This is a genomic window from Abiotrophia defectiva ATCC 49176 (assembly GCF_037041345.1).
In the GTDB taxonomy this organism is placed as follows: domain Bacteria; phylum Bacillota; class Bacilli; order Lactobacillales; family Aerococcaceae; genus Abiotrophia.
Map to the genome: position 1 here is coordinate 666931 of NZ_CP146287.1, position 18076 is coordinate 685006.

The 18076-nt window shown below is 48.5% G+C and carries 16 protein-coding genes; 9 read left to right on the forward strand and 7 right to left on the reverse strand.

The window, feature by feature from the left end:
- Positions 1-339: 339 nt before the first annotated feature.
- Entirely contained in the window at positions 340-1977 is a 1638-nt protein-coding gene (locus V7R82_RS03215; protein ID WP_291454432.1) for a peptide ABC transporter substrate-binding protein, read from the forward strand.
- A gap of 644 nt (positions 1978-2621) precedes the next feature.
- On the opposite strand, the gene V7R82_RS03220 is transcribed toward V7R82_RS03215, so the two are convergent.
- Positions 2622-3593, reverse strand: a complete 972-nt coding sequence (locus tag V7R82_RS03220; RefSeq protein ID WP_338543355.1) for an NERD domain-containing protein — start codon at positions 3591-3593, stop codon at positions 2622-2624.
- 1108 nt (positions 3594-4701) lie between these two features.
- On the opposite strand from V7R82_RS03220, the gene V7R82_RS03225 reads away from it, so the two are divergent.
- The gene (locus V7R82_RS03225) at positions 4702-5739 is read left to right on the forward strand and encodes a LysM peptidoglycan-binding domain-containing protein (protein ID WP_338543357.1); all 1038 of its coding nucleotides are present in this window, start codon (positions 4702-4704) and stop codon (positions 5737-5739) included.
- Between the two features lie 99 nt (positions 5740-5838).
- Here V7R82_RS03225 and V7R82_RS03230 read toward each other — a convergent pair whose 3' ends face one another.
- From V7R82_RS03230 to V7R82_RS03245, 4 genes are read right to left on the reverse strand one after another with little or no spacing between them, the layout of a single operon-like run.
- Positions 5839-6480, reverse strand: a complete 642-nt coding sequence (locus V7R82_RS03230; RefSeq protein WP_303825270.1) for an ABC transporter ATP-binding protein — start codon at positions 6478-6480, stop codon at positions 5839-5841.
- 10 nt (positions 6481-6490) lie between these two features.
- Positions 6491-7321: a hypothetical protein gene (locus V7R82_RS03235; protein WP_311466777.1), complete on the reverse strand. Its 831-nt coding sequence runs from the start codon at positions 7319-7321 to the stop codon at positions 6491-6493.
- 17 nt (positions 7322-7338) lie between these two features.
- Positions 7339-8142: a hypothetical protein gene (locus V7R82_RS03240; protein ID WP_311466778.1), complete on the reverse strand. Its 804-nt coding sequence runs from the start codon at positions 8140-8142 to the stop codon at positions 7339-7341.
- The gene (locus V7R82_RS03245; protein ID WP_311466780.1) at positions 8139-9206 is read right to left on the reverse strand and encodes a hypothetical protein; all 1068 of its coding nucleotides are present in this window, start codon (positions 9204-9206) and stop codon (positions 8139-8141) included. Before V7R82_RS03245 ends, V7R82_RS03240 begins: the two co-directional genes overlap by 4 nt.
- Positions 9207-9591: 385 nt before the next feature.
- Between V7R82_RS03245 and V7R82_RS03250 the strand changes: the two genes are divergently transcribed.
- From V7R82_RS03250 to V7R82_RS03270, 5 genes are all read left to right on the forward strand, one after another.
- Entirely contained in the window at positions 9592-10443 is an 852-nt protein-coding gene (locus tag V7R82_RS03250) for a helix-turn-helix transcriptional regulator (RefSeq protein ID WP_311466782.1), read from the forward strand.
- 295 nt (positions 10444-10738) lie between these two features.
- Entirely contained in the window at positions 10739-11023 is a 285-nt protein-coding gene (locus V7R82_RS03255; RefSeq protein ID WP_303766455.1) for a helix-turn-helix domain-containing protein, read from the forward strand.
- A 112-nt stretch (positions 11024-11135) separates the two neighbouring features.
- Positions 11136-11552, forward strand: a complete 417-nt coding sequence (locus V7R82_RS03260) for an ORF6C domain-containing protein (RefSeq protein ID WP_315272307.1) — start codon at positions 11136-11138, stop codon at positions 11550-11552.
- Positions 11549-12685: a hypothetical protein gene (locus V7R82_RS03265; protein WP_338543366.1), complete on the forward strand. Its 1137-nt coding sequence runs from the start codon at positions 11549-11551 to the stop codon at positions 12683-12685. The genes V7R82_RS03260 and V7R82_RS03265 overlap by 4 nt, the downstream gene beginning before the upstream one ends.
- 284 nt (positions 12686-12969) lie before the next feature.
- A complete protein-coding gene (locus V7R82_RS03270) occupies positions 12970-13593 on the forward strand; it encodes a hypothetical protein (RefSeq protein WP_338543368.1) in 624 nt (207 codons plus the stop codon).
- Between the two features lie 581 nt (positions 13594-14174).
- Here V7R82_RS03270 and V7R82_RS03275 read toward each other — a convergent pair.
- On the reverse strand, positions 14175-14945 hold the full coding sequence (locus V7R82_RS03275) for a response regulator transcription factor (protein WP_338543370.1): 771 nt from the start codon (positions 14943-14945) through the stop codon (positions 14175-14177).
- On the reverse strand, positions 14942-16171 hold the full coding sequence (locus V7R82_RS03280) for a sensor histidine kinase (RefSeq protein ID WP_338543371.1): 1230 nt from the start codon (positions 16169-16171) through the stop codon (positions 14942-14944). Before V7R82_RS03280 ends, V7R82_RS03275 begins: the two co-directional genes overlap by 4 nt.
- A 348-nt stretch (positions 16172-16519) precedes the next feature.
- Between V7R82_RS03280 and V7R82_RS03285 the strand changes: the two genes are divergently transcribed.
- A complete protein-coding gene (locus tag V7R82_RS03285) occupies positions 16520-16753 on the forward strand; it encodes a hypothetical protein (protein ID WP_291429255.1) in 234 nt (77 codons plus the stop codon).
- Between the two features lie 43 nt (positions 16754-16796).
- Positions 16797-18053 carry a C40 family peptidase gene (locus tag V7R82_RS03290; RefSeq protein WP_338543374.1) on the forward strand — a complete coding sequence of 419 codons (1257 nt, stop codon included), beginning with the start codon at positions 16797-16799 and terminating at the stop codon, positions 18051-18053.
- Positions 18054-18076: the final 23 nt, after the last annotated feature.

Here is an 18076-nt window from a genome sequence, read left to right on the forward strand (position 1 = left end):
TGGGAAGTGTCCGAAACAGGGTCAAAAGCCATGAAAAGCTGCGAGCCAGTGGTCCACTTTAGAGAGTGGACCACTAGCTCCCTGAGAAGGGGCTGAAATCAGGGCAAAAGCTCGGAAAAGTTGTGAGCCATTGGCCCACTTTGGCGAGTGGACCACTAGCTCCCTGTGAGAGGGCAGCAACCTAGTCAGAAGCCCACAACCAGCCACCACACCCAACTCCTTTCCACTATAGCTGAGCCCTATAACCCGTCATAGAAACTAAATCATTGACTATTGGCGGCAAAAGGGATAGAATATTCTCATGATGATTAGAATGAAAACCCAATAGGAGGTTCTTTAATGAAATTAAAAGCATTGAAACGTTCCGCCCTTGTGGCGACTTTACTGGCTAGCTTTGTGGCTGGCCCTGTGACAAGCTTTGCTCAACCAGCTGGCGTTGACGCCTCTGTAGAGCAAAAGCTCAGCATCGCAACCCAAGGGGAGCTGGCTACTTTGGACAGCGCCCTCTACAATGACGTGCCAAGTTCCGACATGATCGGTCAGGTCTTCGAAGGTCTTTACCGGGTTAAGAACGGGACCGAAGTGGAGTTTGGCCAAGCTGAATCAGTCAAAGTTTCTGACGACGGCTTGACCTACACCTTTACCTTGCGCGACGGCCTCAAATGGAGCGACGGCAGCCCGGTGACGGCGGCCGACTTCGAGTACAGCTACCAACGTCTGGCCGATCCGAAGTCTGGTGCCAGCGTCCAATCGGTTGACGTCTTCAAGAACGCAGCCGCAGTCCGCAAAGGTGAGAAAGAAATCTCCGAGTTAGGGGTCAAGGCCTTAGACGACAAGACCCTTGAAGTGACCTTAGAATACCCAGCGCCATACCTGCCAAAACTCTTGTCCGGTAGCCGCTACATGCCTGTCAGCAAGGCAGTTCACAGCGCCAAGGCCGACAAGTACGGGACCAGCGCCGACAATGTTGTCACCAACGGTCCTTTCACCATTCAAGACTGGAACGGGACCAACCTGGAGTGGAAATTGGTCAAGAACGACAACTACTGGGATGCGGCCAACGTTTACCTCAAGGATGTCCAAGTTCAAGTCATCAAAGAAAACTCCACTGGTGCCGACCTCTTCGATGCTGGCCAGTTGGACTACACCACTTTGACTGACCAATTTGTCCAAGAATACACTGGGGCGGACGATTTCCACACTGCTTCTAAAGCAACCATCGGCTACCTCAGCTTCAACACCCAACGGGAAGCGACCGCTAATGCCGACTTACGTCGCGCCATCGCCCAAGCTTTCGACAAGCAAGTCTATGCCGACTCTGTCATCCAAGACGGCTCCAAGGTCCTCAACAACCAAGTGCCTAAGGACTTCGACGTCAACGAGGCAGGCGAGGACTACCAAACAGCGGCTGGCCCAATGTTAGAGTATAACTTGGAAGCGGCCCAAGCTGACTGGGCTAAGGCCAAAGCGGCCCTAGGCAAGGATACCATTGAATTGCAATTACTGACCTCTGACGTTGGCTTGTCCAAGCGGACCGCTGAGTTCTTGCAGGCTCAATTAGAAGCCAACTTGCCAGGTCTCAAGCTGACCATTTCCAGCGTGCCCCTCAAGAACCGTCTCGAGTTCCAACGTCAATCTGACTTTGACATCTTCTACGGGACTTGGGCGCCAGACTATCAAGATGCTCTTAACTTTATCGAGCAGTACAAGACTGGCGGCGGCATTAACTTCGCTAAATACTCGAATGCTGAATACGACAAACTAGTGGAGCAAGCCCGCAACGAATACGCCAACGACCCAGCTAAGCGTCGCCAAGCCTTAATCCAAGCCGAAGTCATCGGCATTAAGCAAGACGCAGTCGCTGCGCCAATCTATCAATCTGCCACTTCTTACTTACTCAAAGCCCGCGTGAAAAACTTCGAAGTCATGCCATTCGGCCGTACCATTAACCTACGTCCGGTCTACGTGACAGAGTAATAGGGAAAAAGCCCGCACTACGGTGCGGGCTTTTTGTGTGGCGTGGGAGAGAAGCTAGGATAGGCCGCGAGCTCCCCGGAAAAGGGCCGAAACCAGGGCAAAAGCCGGGAAAAGGTGAGAGCCAGTGGTCCACTCCGTCGAGTGGACCACTAGCTCCTGGGAAAAGGGCAGAAACTAGGTCAAAAGCCCGGAAAGTCGTGAGCCAGTGGACCACTCTTTCGAGTGGACCACTAGCTCCTGGGAAAAGGGCAGAAACTAGGTCAAAAGCCCGGAAAAGTCGTGAGCCAGTGGACCACTCCGTCGAGTGGACCACTAGCTCCCCGGGAAAGTGCGGAAACTAGGTCAAAAAGCCTTGAAAGTCGCGAGCCAGTGGACCACTCCGTCGAGTGGACCACTAGCTCCCTGGAGAAGGGCCGAAACCGGGTCAAAAGCCCGGAAAGTCGTGAGCCAGTGGACCACTCCGTCGAGTGGACCACTAGCTCCCTGGAAAAGGGCAGAAACTGGGTCAAAAGCTCGGAAAAAGCACGAGCTAGTGGACCACTCTTTCGAGTGGACCACTAGCTCCCTGGGAAAATGGCCGAAACTGGGTCAAAAGCCCGAAAAAGCCACGAGCCCGAATACCACTATCCCCCTTTCTAAGCGGACTAATGAATCTGCACGGGCTGGTCCGGATTTTCTAGCAAGTCATGCAGCTTAAGATGAGGCTGGGCGATGGCGTAGGGCACGTTGGCGCCGTGACCGTGGGCCTGCTGCTGAGCATAATGAGCCAGCAACTTGGACACAAGCTTGGGATTGGCGTCCTCTCCCAGAAAATCCAGCACCGCCCGCCTTGTGATGGGCTGGTCAGGATGCAAGAGGGCAAACTCATAGAGGGCCCGCAAGTAGCAACGTGACTTGTTTTCACTGAAATCACAAGTGGGGCAGCTGCACTTATAACGCGAAAGTTCCAGCGTCCCCCAGCCACATTTTGCACAAAGCAGTCCCCGCCGCAGCAACTGCTCCTCGATCGGTGCCAGTTGACGCGGCCGGTGCGGGTTTTGGAATTGCCAGGGGCTGAGCGCCCTGAGGTAGAGGGACTGGCTGGCCAGGGGCGGTCTACTAGTTAGCTGTCCGAGCAGGTCCAGCCACTGGGCGTAGGTCAGAAAATGCCCCGGCGTTCCCTCTAGGGCGAGTTGGTCGTCTGTGAAAATGAGCAGGGCACGGATAGGAATGGGTGGCAGGTAGCGACTTTCGATAAATTGACGCAAGTCCTCGACATGATTTTCAAGTTGATTGACTAAATTGTGGTGGTAGGGTCGATCATTTAGTAAACTTTTTTTGCCTAGGTAGCGGAAGGAGCCCGAGTAGTGCTTGGCCTCCAGCAGCAACAAGCAATCCGGCAAGACCAGGACCCCATCCAACTGGCTGCCCCGAGTCGCCGGCCCCTCCCGACTAGGCAGCCAAACATCCTGCAGATAAATCGAGCTCAAGCCGGCCGCTTGGATACTGGCGTCCAGCCGACACTCCCCCTCGTAACCTTTTCGCAGACGGGCCAGCCTTCGTTGGTCCGAATCATTCAGTTCAAAACGCTGACTAAGCAGCTGATAAAAGTAGAAATCCCAAGTTGGCGGTCGCATGCCGCATTCTCCTTTCGGTGTGAAAATGTGTCTTCATATATAAATACCCGAAAAGGGGCCTTTTTGCACGAAAGCTCAAGATAAAAAGTTGATGAGAAGCTAGGAAAAGGGCCGGCCGCGGGCTTAAAAGGCTAGGAGAGAGGCGGAAACTAAGGCAAAGTTGCCGATAAGCTGTGAGCCAGTGGACCACTCCGTCGAGTGGACCACTAGCTCCTGGGAAAAGTGCGAAAACTAGGTCAAAAGCCCGAAAAGTCGTGAGCCAGTGGTCCACTCCGTCGAGTGGACCACTGGCTCCCCGGAAAAGTGCGGAAACAGGGTCAAAAGCCTTGAAAGCCGTGAGCCAGTGGACCACTCCGTCGAGTGGTCCACTAGCTCCTGGGAAAAGTGCGAAAACTAGGTCAAAAGCCCCGAAAAGTCGTGAGCCAGTGGCCCACTCCGTCGAGTGGACCACTAGCTCCTCGGGAAAAGGCGGAAACTAGGTCAAAAGCCCCGAACAGCCGTGAGCCAGTGGTCCACTCCGTTGAGTGGACCACTAGCTCCCCGGGAAAGGGCAGAAACTAGGCCAAAAGCCCGGAAAGCCGCGAGCCAGTGGCCCACTTTAGAGAGTGGAGCACTGGCTCCTCTGAAAAGTGCGGAAACTAGGTCAAAAGCCCCGAAAAGTCGTGAGCCAGTGGACCACTCCGCCGAGTGGACCACTGGCTCCCTAAGAACAAGGCAGCACCCGAGTAAAAAGTTACAGCCAGGTTACAATCCCCGCCCTAGATAACAAACTTGCGTCAGCTTGGGGCGGGATCCTTTAAAGCTGATTAACATCTGGGGCATTTTCCCCACAGGGACGTCTAATTAGGGTATGATAGATACGTGACACGAGGTGGAGGGTCACTGGCCGCGCCAAGTTTGGCGGCTTTTCCTAGCTTCATAGGTCTAGGTCAGCAAGTCCGACTTACTCCTAGCTAAGCAAGCCTAGCTTACAGAAGTTCAAGCCAAGCTTTCCGGAGCTTCAGCAATCCTAGCTTCCAGGAGCTCACGCAAGTCCAGCGCCTACCCACTCAAAGAATTTAACGTCTGCGCCCGAGGGCGTGTGCGATGTATAAAAGGAGATATCTATATGAAGAAGACACTTAAAGTGGTGACTGCCTTAACTGTATTAGGTTTCGCAGCACAACAAGCAACTGCCTTAGCCGTAGATTATTCTGATGCGTCTGTAACCGGCTGGGTTCAACGGACGGTTGAACATGTCCGCAACTCTGTAACCAACTCACAATACTATGTGGTACAGTGGGGCGATACCTTATGGACTATTTCTCAGGCCTTAGATGTGCCAACAGAATCTTTAGTCGGTCTTAACGGCATTGCCAACCCAGACTTGATTATTGCAGGGTCTGTCATCTACTATAACCCAAGCGCTAACACCGTGACCTTAGACGACCGTCAAGGGAACGTGGAAACTGTTCAAGCGGATACCCACCAACAAGTGGCTGCTGAAACTGTTCCACAAGAAGTTTTAGCTGAAGCAAGCCAACAACCAGTTGACTTGTCACCAGTCACTCAAGTTCACCAAGCGCCAACAGCTTCTGCCGCTGCTTTCCAAGAAGCCCAAGCCGCAGCTGCAGCTCAAGCACAAGCTCAACCAGTTGCTGAGCCTGCTAGCGCCCAAGAGCAAGCAGCAAGCCAATCTTCTGAGTCTCAAGTCCAAGCTGCTAGCGAAGTTAACGCGCCAGTTTCGGTTGAAGAAAGCTCTGCTCCTGTTGCGGAATCTACGGCTCCTGTAGCTGAAAGCCCAGCGCCAGTTGAAGAAGCGCCAGCGACGCCAGCTGCCCCAGCAGTCGAGGAATCTTCTGATCAAGCTGCTCCAGCTGCTGAAGAAAGCAAGACCGAAGAAACTACCAGCACCAGCTCAAGCTCAGGCTACCAAGGGATTCAATCCGCAGCCAAAGAATGGATTGCGCAGAAGGAATCCGGTGGTGACTACAACGCGGTTAACCCATCAGGTCGTTACATCGGCCGTTACCAATTAACTGCTGAGTACTTGAACGGTGACTACTCCATCGAGAACCAAGAACGCGTGGCTGACGAATACGTTAAGAACCGTTACGGTTCTTGGGAAGCAGCCAAAGTCTTCTGGGAAGCCAACGGCTGGTACTAAGAAATGCAAGAGAGACGGGAAGTTTAGCTTCCTGTCTTTTTTTGTGCAAAAGAATAGCCAGTTTCCCTAAGTATAGTAGGGAATAACCTGGCTAATGTCTTATGATTGTTGATAGAGATGATGGTTCTCAAATTGATAGACTTTTTGGCAAAGGCGTTGAATATCCGCCTGGTAATGGGAAGCCATTAGAATGGTAATGCCACGAGCGGCCAAGTCTTCAACTACTTGGTAAATTTGTTGGAGACCTTCTTTATCTAGGCCATTAAAGGGCTCATCTAGGATGACTAGGTCAGGCGCTTCCATGATGGCCTGGGCTATACCGAGGCGCTGTCTCATACCGAGAGAATAGGTGCTAACTTTCTTATGACGTGCATGGTAGAGACCAACACTTTGGAGGACTGCTTCTACTTGTGCGCGGTCAATGGTTCGACGAATAGCCGCTAGTTGTTCAAGATTGGCTTGTCCACTGAGATAGGGGATGAAGCCCGGCTTTTCTAGGAGAATGCCGACGTTTTGGGCAATTTCTACATCACGACCAATCACTTGATTGGCAATTTGAATCTGCCCAGATTGAATCTTTTGAAGACCTACAATGCACTTAAAGAGAACCGTTTTACCACAGCCATTATGTCCCACTAATCCAACAATCTGACCAGGTTCCGCAGTTAAGCAAACATCTTCAAAAACCAGGTCATTTTTGAATCGCTTGGTGACCTTGTCTAAGGAAAGAAATGCTGTCATGATATACCTCCTAGTATTGAATACGGTAATGGCGGGAGAGGAAATAGGCCAAGAGGCCAGCTAGAAAAATAGCAAAGCCAGCAAGACAGAGTCCAATATAGCTTAGCGAAGGAAGGGCGGCGTTCTGTTCATTGGCGATATTCACCAAGCCAACCCAAGAGAGAACTGTTATGCGATAAAAGTCAAATTCTTGAATATAGCCCCCTAGTAGCTGCACACTGATTAAAGTAGAGACGAAGAAGCTACCTAAACGATCTTGGATAAGATTGAGTAGAAAGGCTCCTAAGGCGAAGAGACTTGTGATTGGCAGGAGCACTAGTAATTGTCGCCAAATGGCGGTCCAAGGGTTCAATTGTGACTGAATATAGTAGTCATACTTAAGTGTCAATTCAAAAGGCAGACCAAATTGTGGCTGTTGGCCTAAGCTCCCTAAAATCTTACCCCAACGAGAGTCAAAACGTAGGTGCCCTACTAACATGACTTCTAGGAAGAGAAGATAGCATAAGAGAAAGACCAAGAGACTTATGACAATCGCCACAAGATAAGCTAATAGCCAAATCCGCTTGCCAGTTCGTAAAATCAGCTGCATTTGCTGTTCACTGCGATCTGGTAGGGGTGCGAAGAGTAGTGCCAGGGCAACAAATAAAACCATAATGCGAAAACTACTGGACAAGAAAAAAACGAAAAAGCCAAGGTGTATGGTCTCGTGAAAATGGTTAGCCATTGCTCGAAGGCCCAGTAATTCAGGGAGGCTGAAGCCGATGACTAGCAATAAGGAAATAAGAAAACGGCTAGAGATAATGGTGCGTCTGACTTGTTGAAAGCATAAATTCCAAAACATTTAATCCTACCTCCTTCCTAGATAGCAAATTGGTAGCGTCCGATTATTCGCTTCTTAAGAGCTCGGTGTAGCAGATAATAAGCGAGTAGGATGTAGAGGATTAAATAAACTAATTGATGGGCCAAAACAGGTAGCAACTGATTATTGTACATTCCTTTCAAGGCAGTAATCTCAGGAGTAAAAATGTGAAGAGGATTTACCATATACCAAACAAGCTTCATGCGGAAGAGCGCATAAAACAAGAGGGGACTAATAGTCAAGAAGAGAATATTATCTGTGAACATAGCCAACCCCATGACCACTAAGAGCGTGCAAGAAGTAGTTGCCCATTGCAAAAAATATGGAATCAAATAGTAGAAACCAACCCAAGGGCTTCCAAGTAGATGAGCTCCAGGGTATTGGGTGACAAGTTGACTTAAGATTCGCCCATCGGTCGAAGCGATAGGAACGAAGCAAGCAAAAAAAGCCAAAGACAAGATGTAACCCAAGCCTACAACAGCACCTGTCATTAGCAGGGCTTGAGCTACTAGAATGGCTAGACTCCGCCAAGAAGATTTGCGAACTAGCCATAGCGAGAGATAGCTGCTATCAAGTTGATAAAAGAATGTGCGAATCACTGGAAATAGCGCGATGACTTGAAGAATAGAGCGAGCATCGGTTGCCCGATAGGTTCGATTGAGGAAATACAGGGCTGGCATGCCCCCCCCTCGCTGATACTCGCTATAAAGTGGCATACAGAGAAAGTAGGCATAGAGCCCTACTGCAAGCCAAAAGTCCCAACGCCTAAAGATAGAGCTAGTTAGACGTAAAACGAGTTTCATCGTAGCAACTCCTTCTCTGTTTGCGGGCTGAAGTAGAGGTTCATATCAAAGAGTTCAGTGTCATTTTGTTCAGATTCTGTGACACGCATATGGACAATCCAAACCGGTTCAATGCGCATCTTGCGGCTATGGGGTTCTGCCTCAGTAACAATCGGCGCGTAGCCTAAAGAGATCTTGTCGATGTGAATTGGGTTGGTGACAATCTGGTCAGCAAACTTGTCCTTGATTAGGTCGATAATTTTAGCTGGTTTGAAGGTTAAGGAACCTTCTGAGTCTTGGAGTTGAAAATGGGAGAGAATGTAGGAATCAAGCATTTCTTCCTGGTTGAAGATAAAACGATAACTCTCGCCGAGGACATAGTTGCCGGCATCCGGATTACCAATAATTTCTTCATTACTTAAAAAATGTGTGCCCTTAATGGCGCGCGTGGCGGTCACATAGTAGAGATCTTGAAATTCATAACCATCTGGGAGTTTGACCGGGTCCTCTTTGTTCTCTTCAGCTTGATTGTACTCAGCTATATGCTCTTGGAAACTACGCTTGGTTAAACGGTGTATTTGAACATTTTCTAATTCGATGTCAAGATTATAGCTGGCAATGAATTGCTTGATTCGATCCATAACTTCTTCATCGGTCAAACTTAAGGAGAAATTCTTGTCAGGGTGCTGACTTTGATATTCGAGAGCACCTGTTGCAATATTGCTTAGATTTGAGATTGGGAGCTTGCTATAAATGATGCTAGTTGACTGCATAAAAGGGTTAAAACCGACATTAATCTGATGCTTGTCTTGAGTCGAGTAGATAACACCTGATTCACCATTAGCTATTTGGTGTTCTTCTTTGTTGACAATCTTGTAATGAGCTTGAATAGCTGCTTCAAGTCTTTCTCTAGCAGAGTCCATGGTGACAGGATAGGTTGCTAGCTCAACGGAGTCATTGGCTTGTAGCTGTTCCATGACCTGATCGTCGATTGTAACGTTTGTCATTAATTCATGAGCAGAGACACTGCTTAGAGGCCAAGCCAGGATGACAAGTGCCAACATTATGGATTTTAAGTGTTTCATAGTAGCCTCCTATTTTAGTAATGAGTGCCCAAGTCAAAGGGCATAGAGCGTCCTGTTTATACGAAAGGGCCTGTTTTCCCAATTTAGAAAGGCCTTTCATCTATAGTATAGACCATTTCGATTCTCTAGGTCAATCATTAGAATCGGGATAAATAATCATCTTAATGGTTAAATAACTAAAAGAATCATATTTTTATAATTGTTTGTTTCATGAAAATAACCATTTTACCTAAAAGCAAGAAGGGCTTCAAATTGGCTATAAATCAAAATTTCTTGATAAATATTTGGATATGGGCTTTCTCAAAAAAATATTTGTCCTGACATATATTTTTGTCATTGGCTCCAAAAAAGTGTATACTAGTAAGTGAATCAAGGGGGTAAGGTGATGAAGGAAGTTATCGCTCATCTTATTAAGACTAAACGTCAAGCTCAGGGGATGACACAACGTGCTTTGGCTCAGGGGATTTGCACCCAGGCGGTTATCAGTAAGATTGAAAAGGGCACCGTCATGCCATCGGTTGAATTATTCGCTAAACTAAGTAGTCGACTGGCTTTAAGCCAAGAGGAAATCAATCAACTATTTCATGTGCGTAATCTAGCCCAACAAACCATTTTCAACCAAGAGATGCGACGGATTTTGGAGCAGCGAGATTATAAGGCCTTAGAGGTGGTCCTAAACCGTCTCGACCCGACGCAATTAGCGGGGGATGATGTCTATTATTATCAGTGGTTGCAGGCAGTTAATGACTATTCCTTAAGTCAGGATGTTGAAAGCTACCGTTCACGCTTGATGAAGCTTTTGGATCAAGTGGCGGGTCTGCCGGCGCTCTATTGCCAAGTGCTAGCAAGCATGGGCTTATTGAATATGGATTTAGAAGCCTATCAAGTAGCGCGTTCTTACTATGAATCGATACTGGTTCGATTAGATAGCTTAGAAGATTGTCGTTTCAAAATGCGAGTCTATTATCGTTTAGCAGAGATTTGCTTAGCCATGAATGATCAGGAGGCAGCCTATCACTATTATTCTGAGGCTTTGGAAGTAGCCAAAGCGGCGGAATCCTTCTATCTCTTAGGTCTAACTTATCTTGGTCTGACAAAACTCTTAGAAAATCAAGTCATGATAGAGGAGGCAAGAATTGCTTGTCAAAAGGCACTACAAGTCTTTGAATTGGAAGGGGCAGAATCCGGCGCCAATCAGGCGCGTTGGGTCCTCAATCGACTCAAGAACCAAAATTAAAAATAGAATAGTTAGCTCAGCGCAATTTATAGGGACGGAACTAAGCTTCCGTCCTTATTTTATTACGGAGATTTACATTCTGAATGCGATGTAAGCGGCTAAAAAAATGGCTTGGGAAGGTCCAAAAAAAGATTGAAATACGCACAATCTAGCTCATGCAGTTAACAAAAGTTAACAAGTTGTGCGATTTTACCGGAAAAAATTAAAATCATCTTGAAAATTCGTGAAGATGGGAATATGATGTAGTTGTAAACCTTTTCTTAAAGGTAATACAAGTCAGAAAGGAGGGATTACAATGGCAGACTATCGCGCTAACAGCGATGAGGATTATGATGCTGGCTTCCTGATCCAATTGATTGAGGCAGATTATGGTAGCCAGAAGGAACGGGCCCAACGTTATGGGATTGACCGCTCCCTCTTAAACCGCATTATCTGCGGCCACTATAAGCCGCGGCGACGCGTGGCCTTGCGTTTGGCCCTGGGTCTCAATCTGGATAATGACGCCTTCGTTCGTATCTTCTACCACCAATTATGGTTGCGTGAGCATCCTGAAGCGGCAGAAGACAGCAGTCGACGCTGATTCCATCATTTCAGAGAAGATATCGAGCCGTGACCCGGTGGCCACGTCCTCAACTAGCCAAGCGGCTGGCGCTCGATAGCAAGCACAGTTGTCACCTATAGGGGGAATACTTATGGCAACGAATGTTAACAAAAATACAAACAAAGCAAATTCTCTGTCACCACAAGATGTCCAAACGGTCCTAGCGGCCCTCATGAAATTGGCCAGCGACCGTCCCGCCCTGGAGAGCCGGCCAGAACCAGTTATTCTACCGGCCGTCGCCGAAGGCCTGGCTTCTATTCGCCGTCAGTGCCTGAGGGACTGGTTGGGCGGACCTCAAGCCCCAGCCTATCTCAATGAAGGGCTGCGTTACCGACTCTTCCACCAGGCCCAACGCGACTTCAAACTCCAGTTCGAGGTCAGTCGCTTCGACATGATCCGCCAAGGCGACAAGCAAGCTGCCCTGGATTTCTGGGCCAAATGGCAACCTGCCACTGCCCTGCGTCAGGCCATCCAAGCCTGCAATGAGAGAGAGGGGCAGGACCTATGAGCCTCAAACGCGTCGTCGATACCCGCTTCTGGAATCAAGTAGACGTTATGGAACGCTATTCCTCCCAGGACAAGCTCTTTGCCTTATATCTCATGACCTGTCCGCGTTCGACACAGCTGGGCATCTATTCTCTGCCTAAGCGGGTCATTGCCTTCGATATGAGTTTGGACGATGACCAGGTGGGACAGCTCCTGGCCCGCTTTCAAGACGATTATCAGGTCATCGCCTATTCCGACCAGACCCAGGAAGTGGCCATTCTGGACTTTCTCACCTATAGCCTAGTCAAAGGCGGCCAGCCGGTCGAGCGCCTGCTGCGCAACCAGGCCGAAGATGTCCGCGATAGCCAACTTCTAGTCAAGGTCTTCCAGCACCTAGCTAATTATTATGAGCACAGCCACCGCCTAATCGACCAGCTGTCCCAGGAGGTCCTAGCCACCGAACTTAAGCGCCGCCAGGAGTTAGGCAGTGAGGGGGAAGGGGTGACTAGTTTGAGTCAGGGGACGCAGTTAGGCAGCTTGAGTCAGGGGACTCATGGGGATTCAAGCCGCCTAGGCTCTAGTGACCTCCATAATCAAGATCCTAATCAGAAAGACAATCAGATTCATAAAGAGAATCAGAGTCATAATCACAAACAGAATCAGAATCATAATTCGGCGTCCAAGCTGGACCCTGATTCGGAGGGCAAATCACTAGCCAGTCAGTTCATGACTGATTCAGACCTGACAAAGGGACGCAACAGCGAATCAGCCTTAAGCCTGTCAATGATTAGCTTGGATAGCGCCGCTAGCCAGCAACCCTTTGGACAGGCCATCAAGCTACCAGACCAGAGCTTCAGCCAGACCCTAGCCCGGGCCCAGTCCCTGACCAGTAAGCCAGGCCAGTCTCAGGCGGGCCTTAGCCAGCAGACCATGGATCAATTCGTCCGGGTGGAGCGCGACATGGCCAAGCTACGGCCCTTTTATGAGCGCTACTTTGGGCCCATGACTGGGGCGGAAAGCTTGCAATTTCGGAACTGGCTGGATAAGATTGGTTATTGGCCCGTCATTGAAGCCATCGAGCAGGCCCATCGTCGCCAGGCCAAGAAGCCCTTTGCCTATATTAGCACCATCTGCCAGCAGGCCAGCAAGGTCTAGCGCACCCTCGGCATCCACTATGAGGAGGGGAAATCAGGTCCCGTAGCTCCAGGCCGACGGACCTTTCCAGACAAATCAAAACAACCGCCTGCGTCAACAAGCGGTTGTTCAGTCGAACTAGTGGGGTCAGTCTTAGTTTAACACAGGACGCGCCCCAATAGGTGACTGATTAAGCACAATTATCATGGCGCCTGACTAGCCTTGCCCAGGCTTGGCCTCATCCCTTAGGGTGAAATCGGGATGAGGAGTGTGGGCTGACTGGCGGCGCCCCAAGAGGTGAAACCATGCTGACACAAGACCAGACGCTGGATCAAACAGCGCTCGTCGAACAGTATGGTGGGGTCATACACTATGTATTACATTCGCAAGGTTACTACCGCGGCCATCCCGACTATGAGGACTTCTATCAGGAACTCTACCTCAAGCTCTGGGACCTGGCCCAGAAATTTAAGGGCCAGCCCCTAGAGGATCAGAGTCGCAGCCGCTTCGTTGGCTATGTTAAGCCGGCCCTGCGCTACTATCTCTGGGATTTGGCCCAGGCCGCTAGCCTCCGGCGCAGTCGCGAGCCCTTAGGTTTATTGGCAAATGGCGGCGGGGCTGAGCCCGATTCGGAGCTGGTGGCTGATTTGCTGGCTCAGGATTTGAAACGGTCGGAGACGGGCGCCTGGCAAGCCCAGCAGGGCGGGACCCAGGAGTCTAGTCAGGGGGCGGACGCCTTCTTAGCTGTTGCTCGGTCGCGCTTGTCTGATAGAGAGGCAGACTTTCTGACTTTCTTGTTAGATCCGCGCCTGACCGATACCGCCAAAGCCCGCCAACTCGGCATCAGCCTCAGCTCCTACGACGACCGCCGCACCCGCCTAGCCACTAAGCTATGGGATCTGAAGGCTTTGTTGAAAGGGGAGGGGTAGCGGCACGAACTTTTCGGGGCATTTATCCGGAATTCAGCCTTTTTCCGGGAAGCTAGTGGTCCACTCTTTAGAGTGGACCACTAGCTCGCGCTTTTTCGAGGCATTTGCCGGAATTCAGCCATTTCCCGGGTAGCCAGTGGTCCACTCTTCAAAGTGGACCACTGGCTCGCGTTATTTCGAGGCAAAAGCCCGGAATTCTGCCTTTTTCCAGGTAGCTAGTGGTCCACTCTCCAAAGTGGACCACTGGCTCACGATATTTCGGGGCTTTTGCCTGATTTCTGCCTTTTTCCAGGAAGCTAGTGGACCACTCTTTCGAGTGGACCACTAGCTCGCGACTTTTCGGGGTTTTTGCCTGATTTCTGCCTTTTTCTGAGTAGCTAGTGGTCCACTCTTGAAAGTGGACCACTAGCTCACGCTTTTTCGGGACTTTTGCCGGAATTCCGCCTTTTTCTGAGTAGCTAGTGGACCACTCTTGAAAGTGGACCACTGGCTAGCCCCAAAACAAGGCACCAGCCCCCATCCCGCCCCAAACAAAAAGCACTGCACCCCTTGATGGGGTGCAGTGCTTTTGCTTTATTTGCCTATAGTATCTGTGGCTTGATATTGCGCACCTTGAGGGCGCGGATGACGCGGCCGTACTGGCGTTGGGCGATGCCTAGGGAGTAGCCGCCTTCCACTGTCAGGGTGTGCAGCATGGGATTGTAGCTGACCACCTTGTCCAGGTTAACAATTTCAGAGCGGCTAATGGCCATGAAGGGTTCAGCCAGCTCATCGACTAGTTCTTTCATCGAATGGTAGAACTGATAGCGGGCATTGACGCCGACCACCTCAACGGTATGGGCCTGGGGAAGGGTGGCGAAGAAGCGAATCTTATCGTAGCTGAGGCTAATCTGGCTCTTACCTTGCTTGAAGGTGAAGACTTGCTTGGCCTGGCCATTGAGACTGCGCCAGTTGTTGATAGTGTCTAGGCACTCCTTGACGCGTTGGGACATGTCGTCCATGTCATCCTTAGGAATGAAATCCAAAGCCTGAACCTTATAGCGCAGGGACAGGGGCAGGTAGTCTTCCTTGGTCGTAACGAAAATAATCTTAGCGCCATCGTCATATTGGCGGATCTGCCGCGCAATATCCATACCAGTAAGCTCATGCTGCAGGTCAATATCCAGGAAGAAGACGGCATTTCCCCGCCGATTGGTCCAGCTATTCAGGAGCTTGTCCGGGTCACCTGTCACACAGGCCAACTCCATGGGATAATCTTCAATCATGACATAGCGTTCAATCAGATCCGCTAGCCACTGGCGCTGCTTGGGGTTGTCCTCGCAAATATAGATTGGGAATTTGAAGTCTGTCATGGGACTAGCAACTCCTTCCGAATGAGTAAATGTTGGGTGAAGCGTTCGTTAGCAAATTGAGTGGTCAGTTGGAACTGACTTTCTCGCGCTAATTCTAAGGCGTTGCTCAGGCCCAACCCTCGGCCACTGCCCTTAGTGGAGTAGCCGGCTTCCAGGAGCTTGTTGAGGTCACCTGGGTCTTCTTGGCAGTCATTTTCAATAATCAGGTGAACATCGCCAAGGTCTTCGAAGACCGCCAAGGTCAGCTTGCCACCCTCCTGATTGCTTAGGGCTTCAATGGCATTGTCCAAGAGAATCCCGATAATACGCACCAAGTAGATGGGATTGCGCTCAACATTGAGGTGGAGGTCATCTGGCACTTCAATGCTGAGGTCTATGCCATTAGTCCCGGCAAAGGCCAACTTGGTGAAGAGCAGATTGCGGACATCCGGACTTTGAATCTTGGACAGACGACTGAGTTCTAGGCCTAGCTGGTCGGTCATGACTTGGGTGGGTTGGATATGCTGATGGAAATAATTCGCCAGCCCCTGCCATTCCTGGTCGCGAATGTAGCCTTCCAGAGTTAGCAGAATATTCTTATAGTCATGACGAAACTTGCGCATCTCCTGGTACTGATCCGCCATCATGCTAGAGAAGGCCTGACTCACCTTAAACTGCTCCTTCTCACGGGCGACTTCTTGGGATTGGTTCATAGCATGGTTGAAGAAAACAATGGATAAAATAGATAAGATAGGCAAGACCACGAAGGGGCTGAAATGAAGAAGCGTCTGAGCTGGACTTGCGTCATACATTTCGGTAATGGTTAGGGCCAAATCGCTATAAATAAAGAAGAAGTAAAGAGAAAGCTGAATCGGGATAATCCAGAAACTGAGCCGATTGAACTGGTTCTGACAATACTTATAAAAGGACATTTCAAGGCGAGTCAACAAGATAATAAGAATGAGCGAGATGATGAGAGAAACGATAAGCTCAGTTTCGATAGATTCTATCTGGATATTTGAGAGAAAGAAGTCCTGAATAAAACCATCGAGTTTGAGGTTGATATAGGGGAGCGTAGCAAAAATGGTCGCTTTTACCATGGCATTGGTCTTATCATCACTAGGCTCGATTAGGGCGCCAGTCAGCAAAACAACAAATATAACTAGCTGCGAAACATAGGTAGGAAAACCAAAGATAGAAAATGAATAAGAAATCAAAATCACTGCCATGCTATAAAAAAAGGACATAGGCCAATTTTTAAGAGGATTTCGCTGAGCAAATATACCGATTAGTGTGTGGTAAGATTCACTTAGATTGATAAGAAGCTCCATAGAGTAGCTACCTCCATTGAATAATCTAATAATAAGTCATCGAAAATGACGAAAAAACTATCGAAAATGACGAGTAGTCATCGAAAATGATGGACAAAACGTCGAAAATGATGACTTGTCATCGAAAATGATGTTTTGAACATCGCTTTTGATGTTTTGCAATCGAAAATGACGATTTCAACATCGATTTTGAAGACTTCGAACAATTTCTGATAGTTCTATTATATAGTTAATTTAGTCAAAGAACAAGGAGTGATTATGACAATGAAAAAAACAGTACTACTCGCATTGTTGGGGCTTCAACTGTTAGCTGTAAGTAACATATCAGCTCATGAGTTGAATCATCCTAATACAGAAAATGAAGTTGGATATACATCATTTTTTAAGATGCCATATCGAAGAATTTTTAAGAACTATCCGCCATCTAAATATGGCGGAATGAGACTAGTACTAGTTAAAAGATGTGGAGATGGGGGATACTACGGGACATACATTTAACATTTTATATTATAGCTAAAATAAATATAGAGGAGAAAAGAAAATGAACAAGAAATTATTTTTATGTGGTGCAGCATTAGTAGCAATTTTAGCAACAGAACAAGCAGTTAAAGCTGAGGAAGTAACTGAAGCTCAATCTGCACCAACAGTTGAATTAGTCGAAAAAGTAAAACCTATTGAGTCAACTCTAAGTCAAGCGCCTCAAGCTCCAGAGACAGCAAAAGTTGAAGCAGCCCCAACTGCTAAGCTAGGGAGTGTGGCCGAAGAAAAAGCGCCAGAGGATAAGAAAGTACCAGACGATAAGAAGACAGAAGAAACTAAGGTCCAAGAGTCTTCCGAAGCCGAAGCGAAACCTACTACCAATGAAGACAAAGTATCAGAGCCAGCTTCAAGCCAAGAAGCCAAGGAAGATGCGAAGAAAGAGGCTAATGAAGAAGCCAAACAAGCAGACAAGAAAGAAAAAGAAGATAAAGGCTACACTGGCTTCAAGACTCGCGGAGAGGCGGCACAGTATCACCAAGTAAAATCAGGAGACTCTCTATGGGCGATTGCGAACCTCTATAAGATTACCTTGGATGAGCTGCTTAAATATAACAACTTCTCATCATTAAGTACAATGATCCATCCGGGAGATAAGCTAGTTGTGAAACCAGGCAAGCCTGCTGCTAGCACGCCATCTAATGACAATAATCCAGCAAGTGGAAGCAATAATTATACACCTGACACTACTCATACAATTCAATCAGGTGATTCTCTCTGGCTGTTATCACAACGTTACGGAGTGACGCTTGACGATTTGGTTAAGTGGAATGGCTTCAGCTCATATCGTGATATGATTCATCCAGGGCAACAAATTATCGTTAAGAAGGGCTATGGTAATTCTGGCAAGGCAACCCCAGCGCCAGCAAAACCACAACCTACTACACCATCAACTTTGGATGCTAGACGTCAGAAAGTCATTGAAGTAGCTAAGAAGTATTTAGGTGTACCATATGTTTATGGCGGTAAGACACCAAGCGGCTTTGACTGTTCAGGTTTTGTCGGCTATGTATTCAAAGAAGCCTTAGGCATTGATATTACAACATGGACAGTTACTCAAGAACGTAAAGGGACTGAAGTCGCAATCAAAGATGCAAAACCAGGTGACCTCTTCTTCTATGGTCCTCGTGGTGGCACCGAGCATGTCTCCATCTATTTAGGTGGTAAGCAATATATTCATGCTCCTTATCCAGGCCAAGTTGTTAAGATTGCGGATATGACCTACTATATGCCAAGTTTTGCTCGTCGGATTATTCAATAATCCAATGTTTTAGGAGGATATTA

Bases quoted from the DNA above. Each gene is read 5' to 3' on its own strand.
- V7R82_RS03215 (WP_291454432.1), top strand. From the start codon at position 340: ATGAAATTAAAAGCATTGAAACGTTCCGCCCTTGTGGCGACTTTACTG.
- V7R82_RS03220 (WP_338543355.1), bottom strand. From the start codon at position 3,593: ATGCGACCGCCAACTTGGGATTTCTACTTTTATCAGCTGCTTAGTCAG.
- V7R82_RS03225 (WP_338543357.1), top strand. From the start codon at position 4,702: ATGAAGAAGACACTTAAAGTGGTGACTGCCTTAACTGTATTAGGTTTC.
- V7R82_RS03230 (WP_303825270.1), bottom strand. From the start codon at position 6,480: ATGACAGCATTTCTTTCCTTAGACAAGGTCACCAAGCGATTCAAAAAT.
- V7R82_RS03235 (WP_311466777.1), bottom strand. From the start codon at position 7,321: ATGTTTTGGAATTTATGCTTTCAACAAGTCAGACGCACCATTATCTCT.
- V7R82_RS03240 (WP_311466778.1), bottom strand. From the start codon at position 8,142: ATGAAACTCGTTTTACGTCTAACTAGCTCTATCTTTAGGCGTTGGGAC.
- V7R82_RS03245 (WP_311466780.1), bottom strand. From the start codon at position 9,206: ATGAAACACTTAAAATCCATAATGTTGGCACTTGTCATCCTGGCTTGG.
- V7R82_RS03250 (WP_311466782.1), top strand. From the start codon at position 9,592: ATGAAGGAAGTTATCGCTCATCTTATTAAGACTAAACGTCAAGCTCAG.
- V7R82_RS03255 (WP_303766455.1), top strand. From the start codon at position 10,739: ATGGCAGACTATCGCGCTAACAGCGATGAGGATTATGATGCTGGCTTC.
- V7R82_RS03260 (WP_315272307.1), top strand. From the start codon at position 11,136: ATGGCAACGAATGTTAACAAAAATACAAACAAAGCAAATTCTCTGTCA.
- V7R82_RS03265 (WP_338543366.1), top strand. From the start codon at position 11,549: ATGAGCCTCAAACGCGTCGTCGATACCCGCTTCTGGAATCAAGTAGAC.
- V7R82_RS03270 (WP_338543368.1), top strand. From the start codon at position 12,970: ATGCTGACACAAGACCAGACGCTGGATCAAACAGCGCTCGTCGAACAG.
- V7R82_RS03275 (WP_338543370.1), bottom strand. From the start codon at position 14,945: ATGACAGACTTCAAATTCCCAATCTATATTTGCGAGGACAACCCCAAG.
- V7R82_RS03280 (WP_338543371.1), bottom strand. From the start codon at position 16,171: ATGTCCTTTTTTTATAGCATGGCAGTGATTTTGATTTCTTATTCATTT.
- V7R82_RS03285 (WP_291429255.1), top strand. From the start codon at position 16,520: ATGAAAAAAACAGTACTACTCGCATTGTTGGGGCTTCAACTGTTAGCT.
- V7R82_RS03290 (WP_338543374.1), top strand. From the start codon at position 16,797: ATGAACAAGAAATTATTTTTATGTGGTGCAGCATTAGTAGCAATTTTA.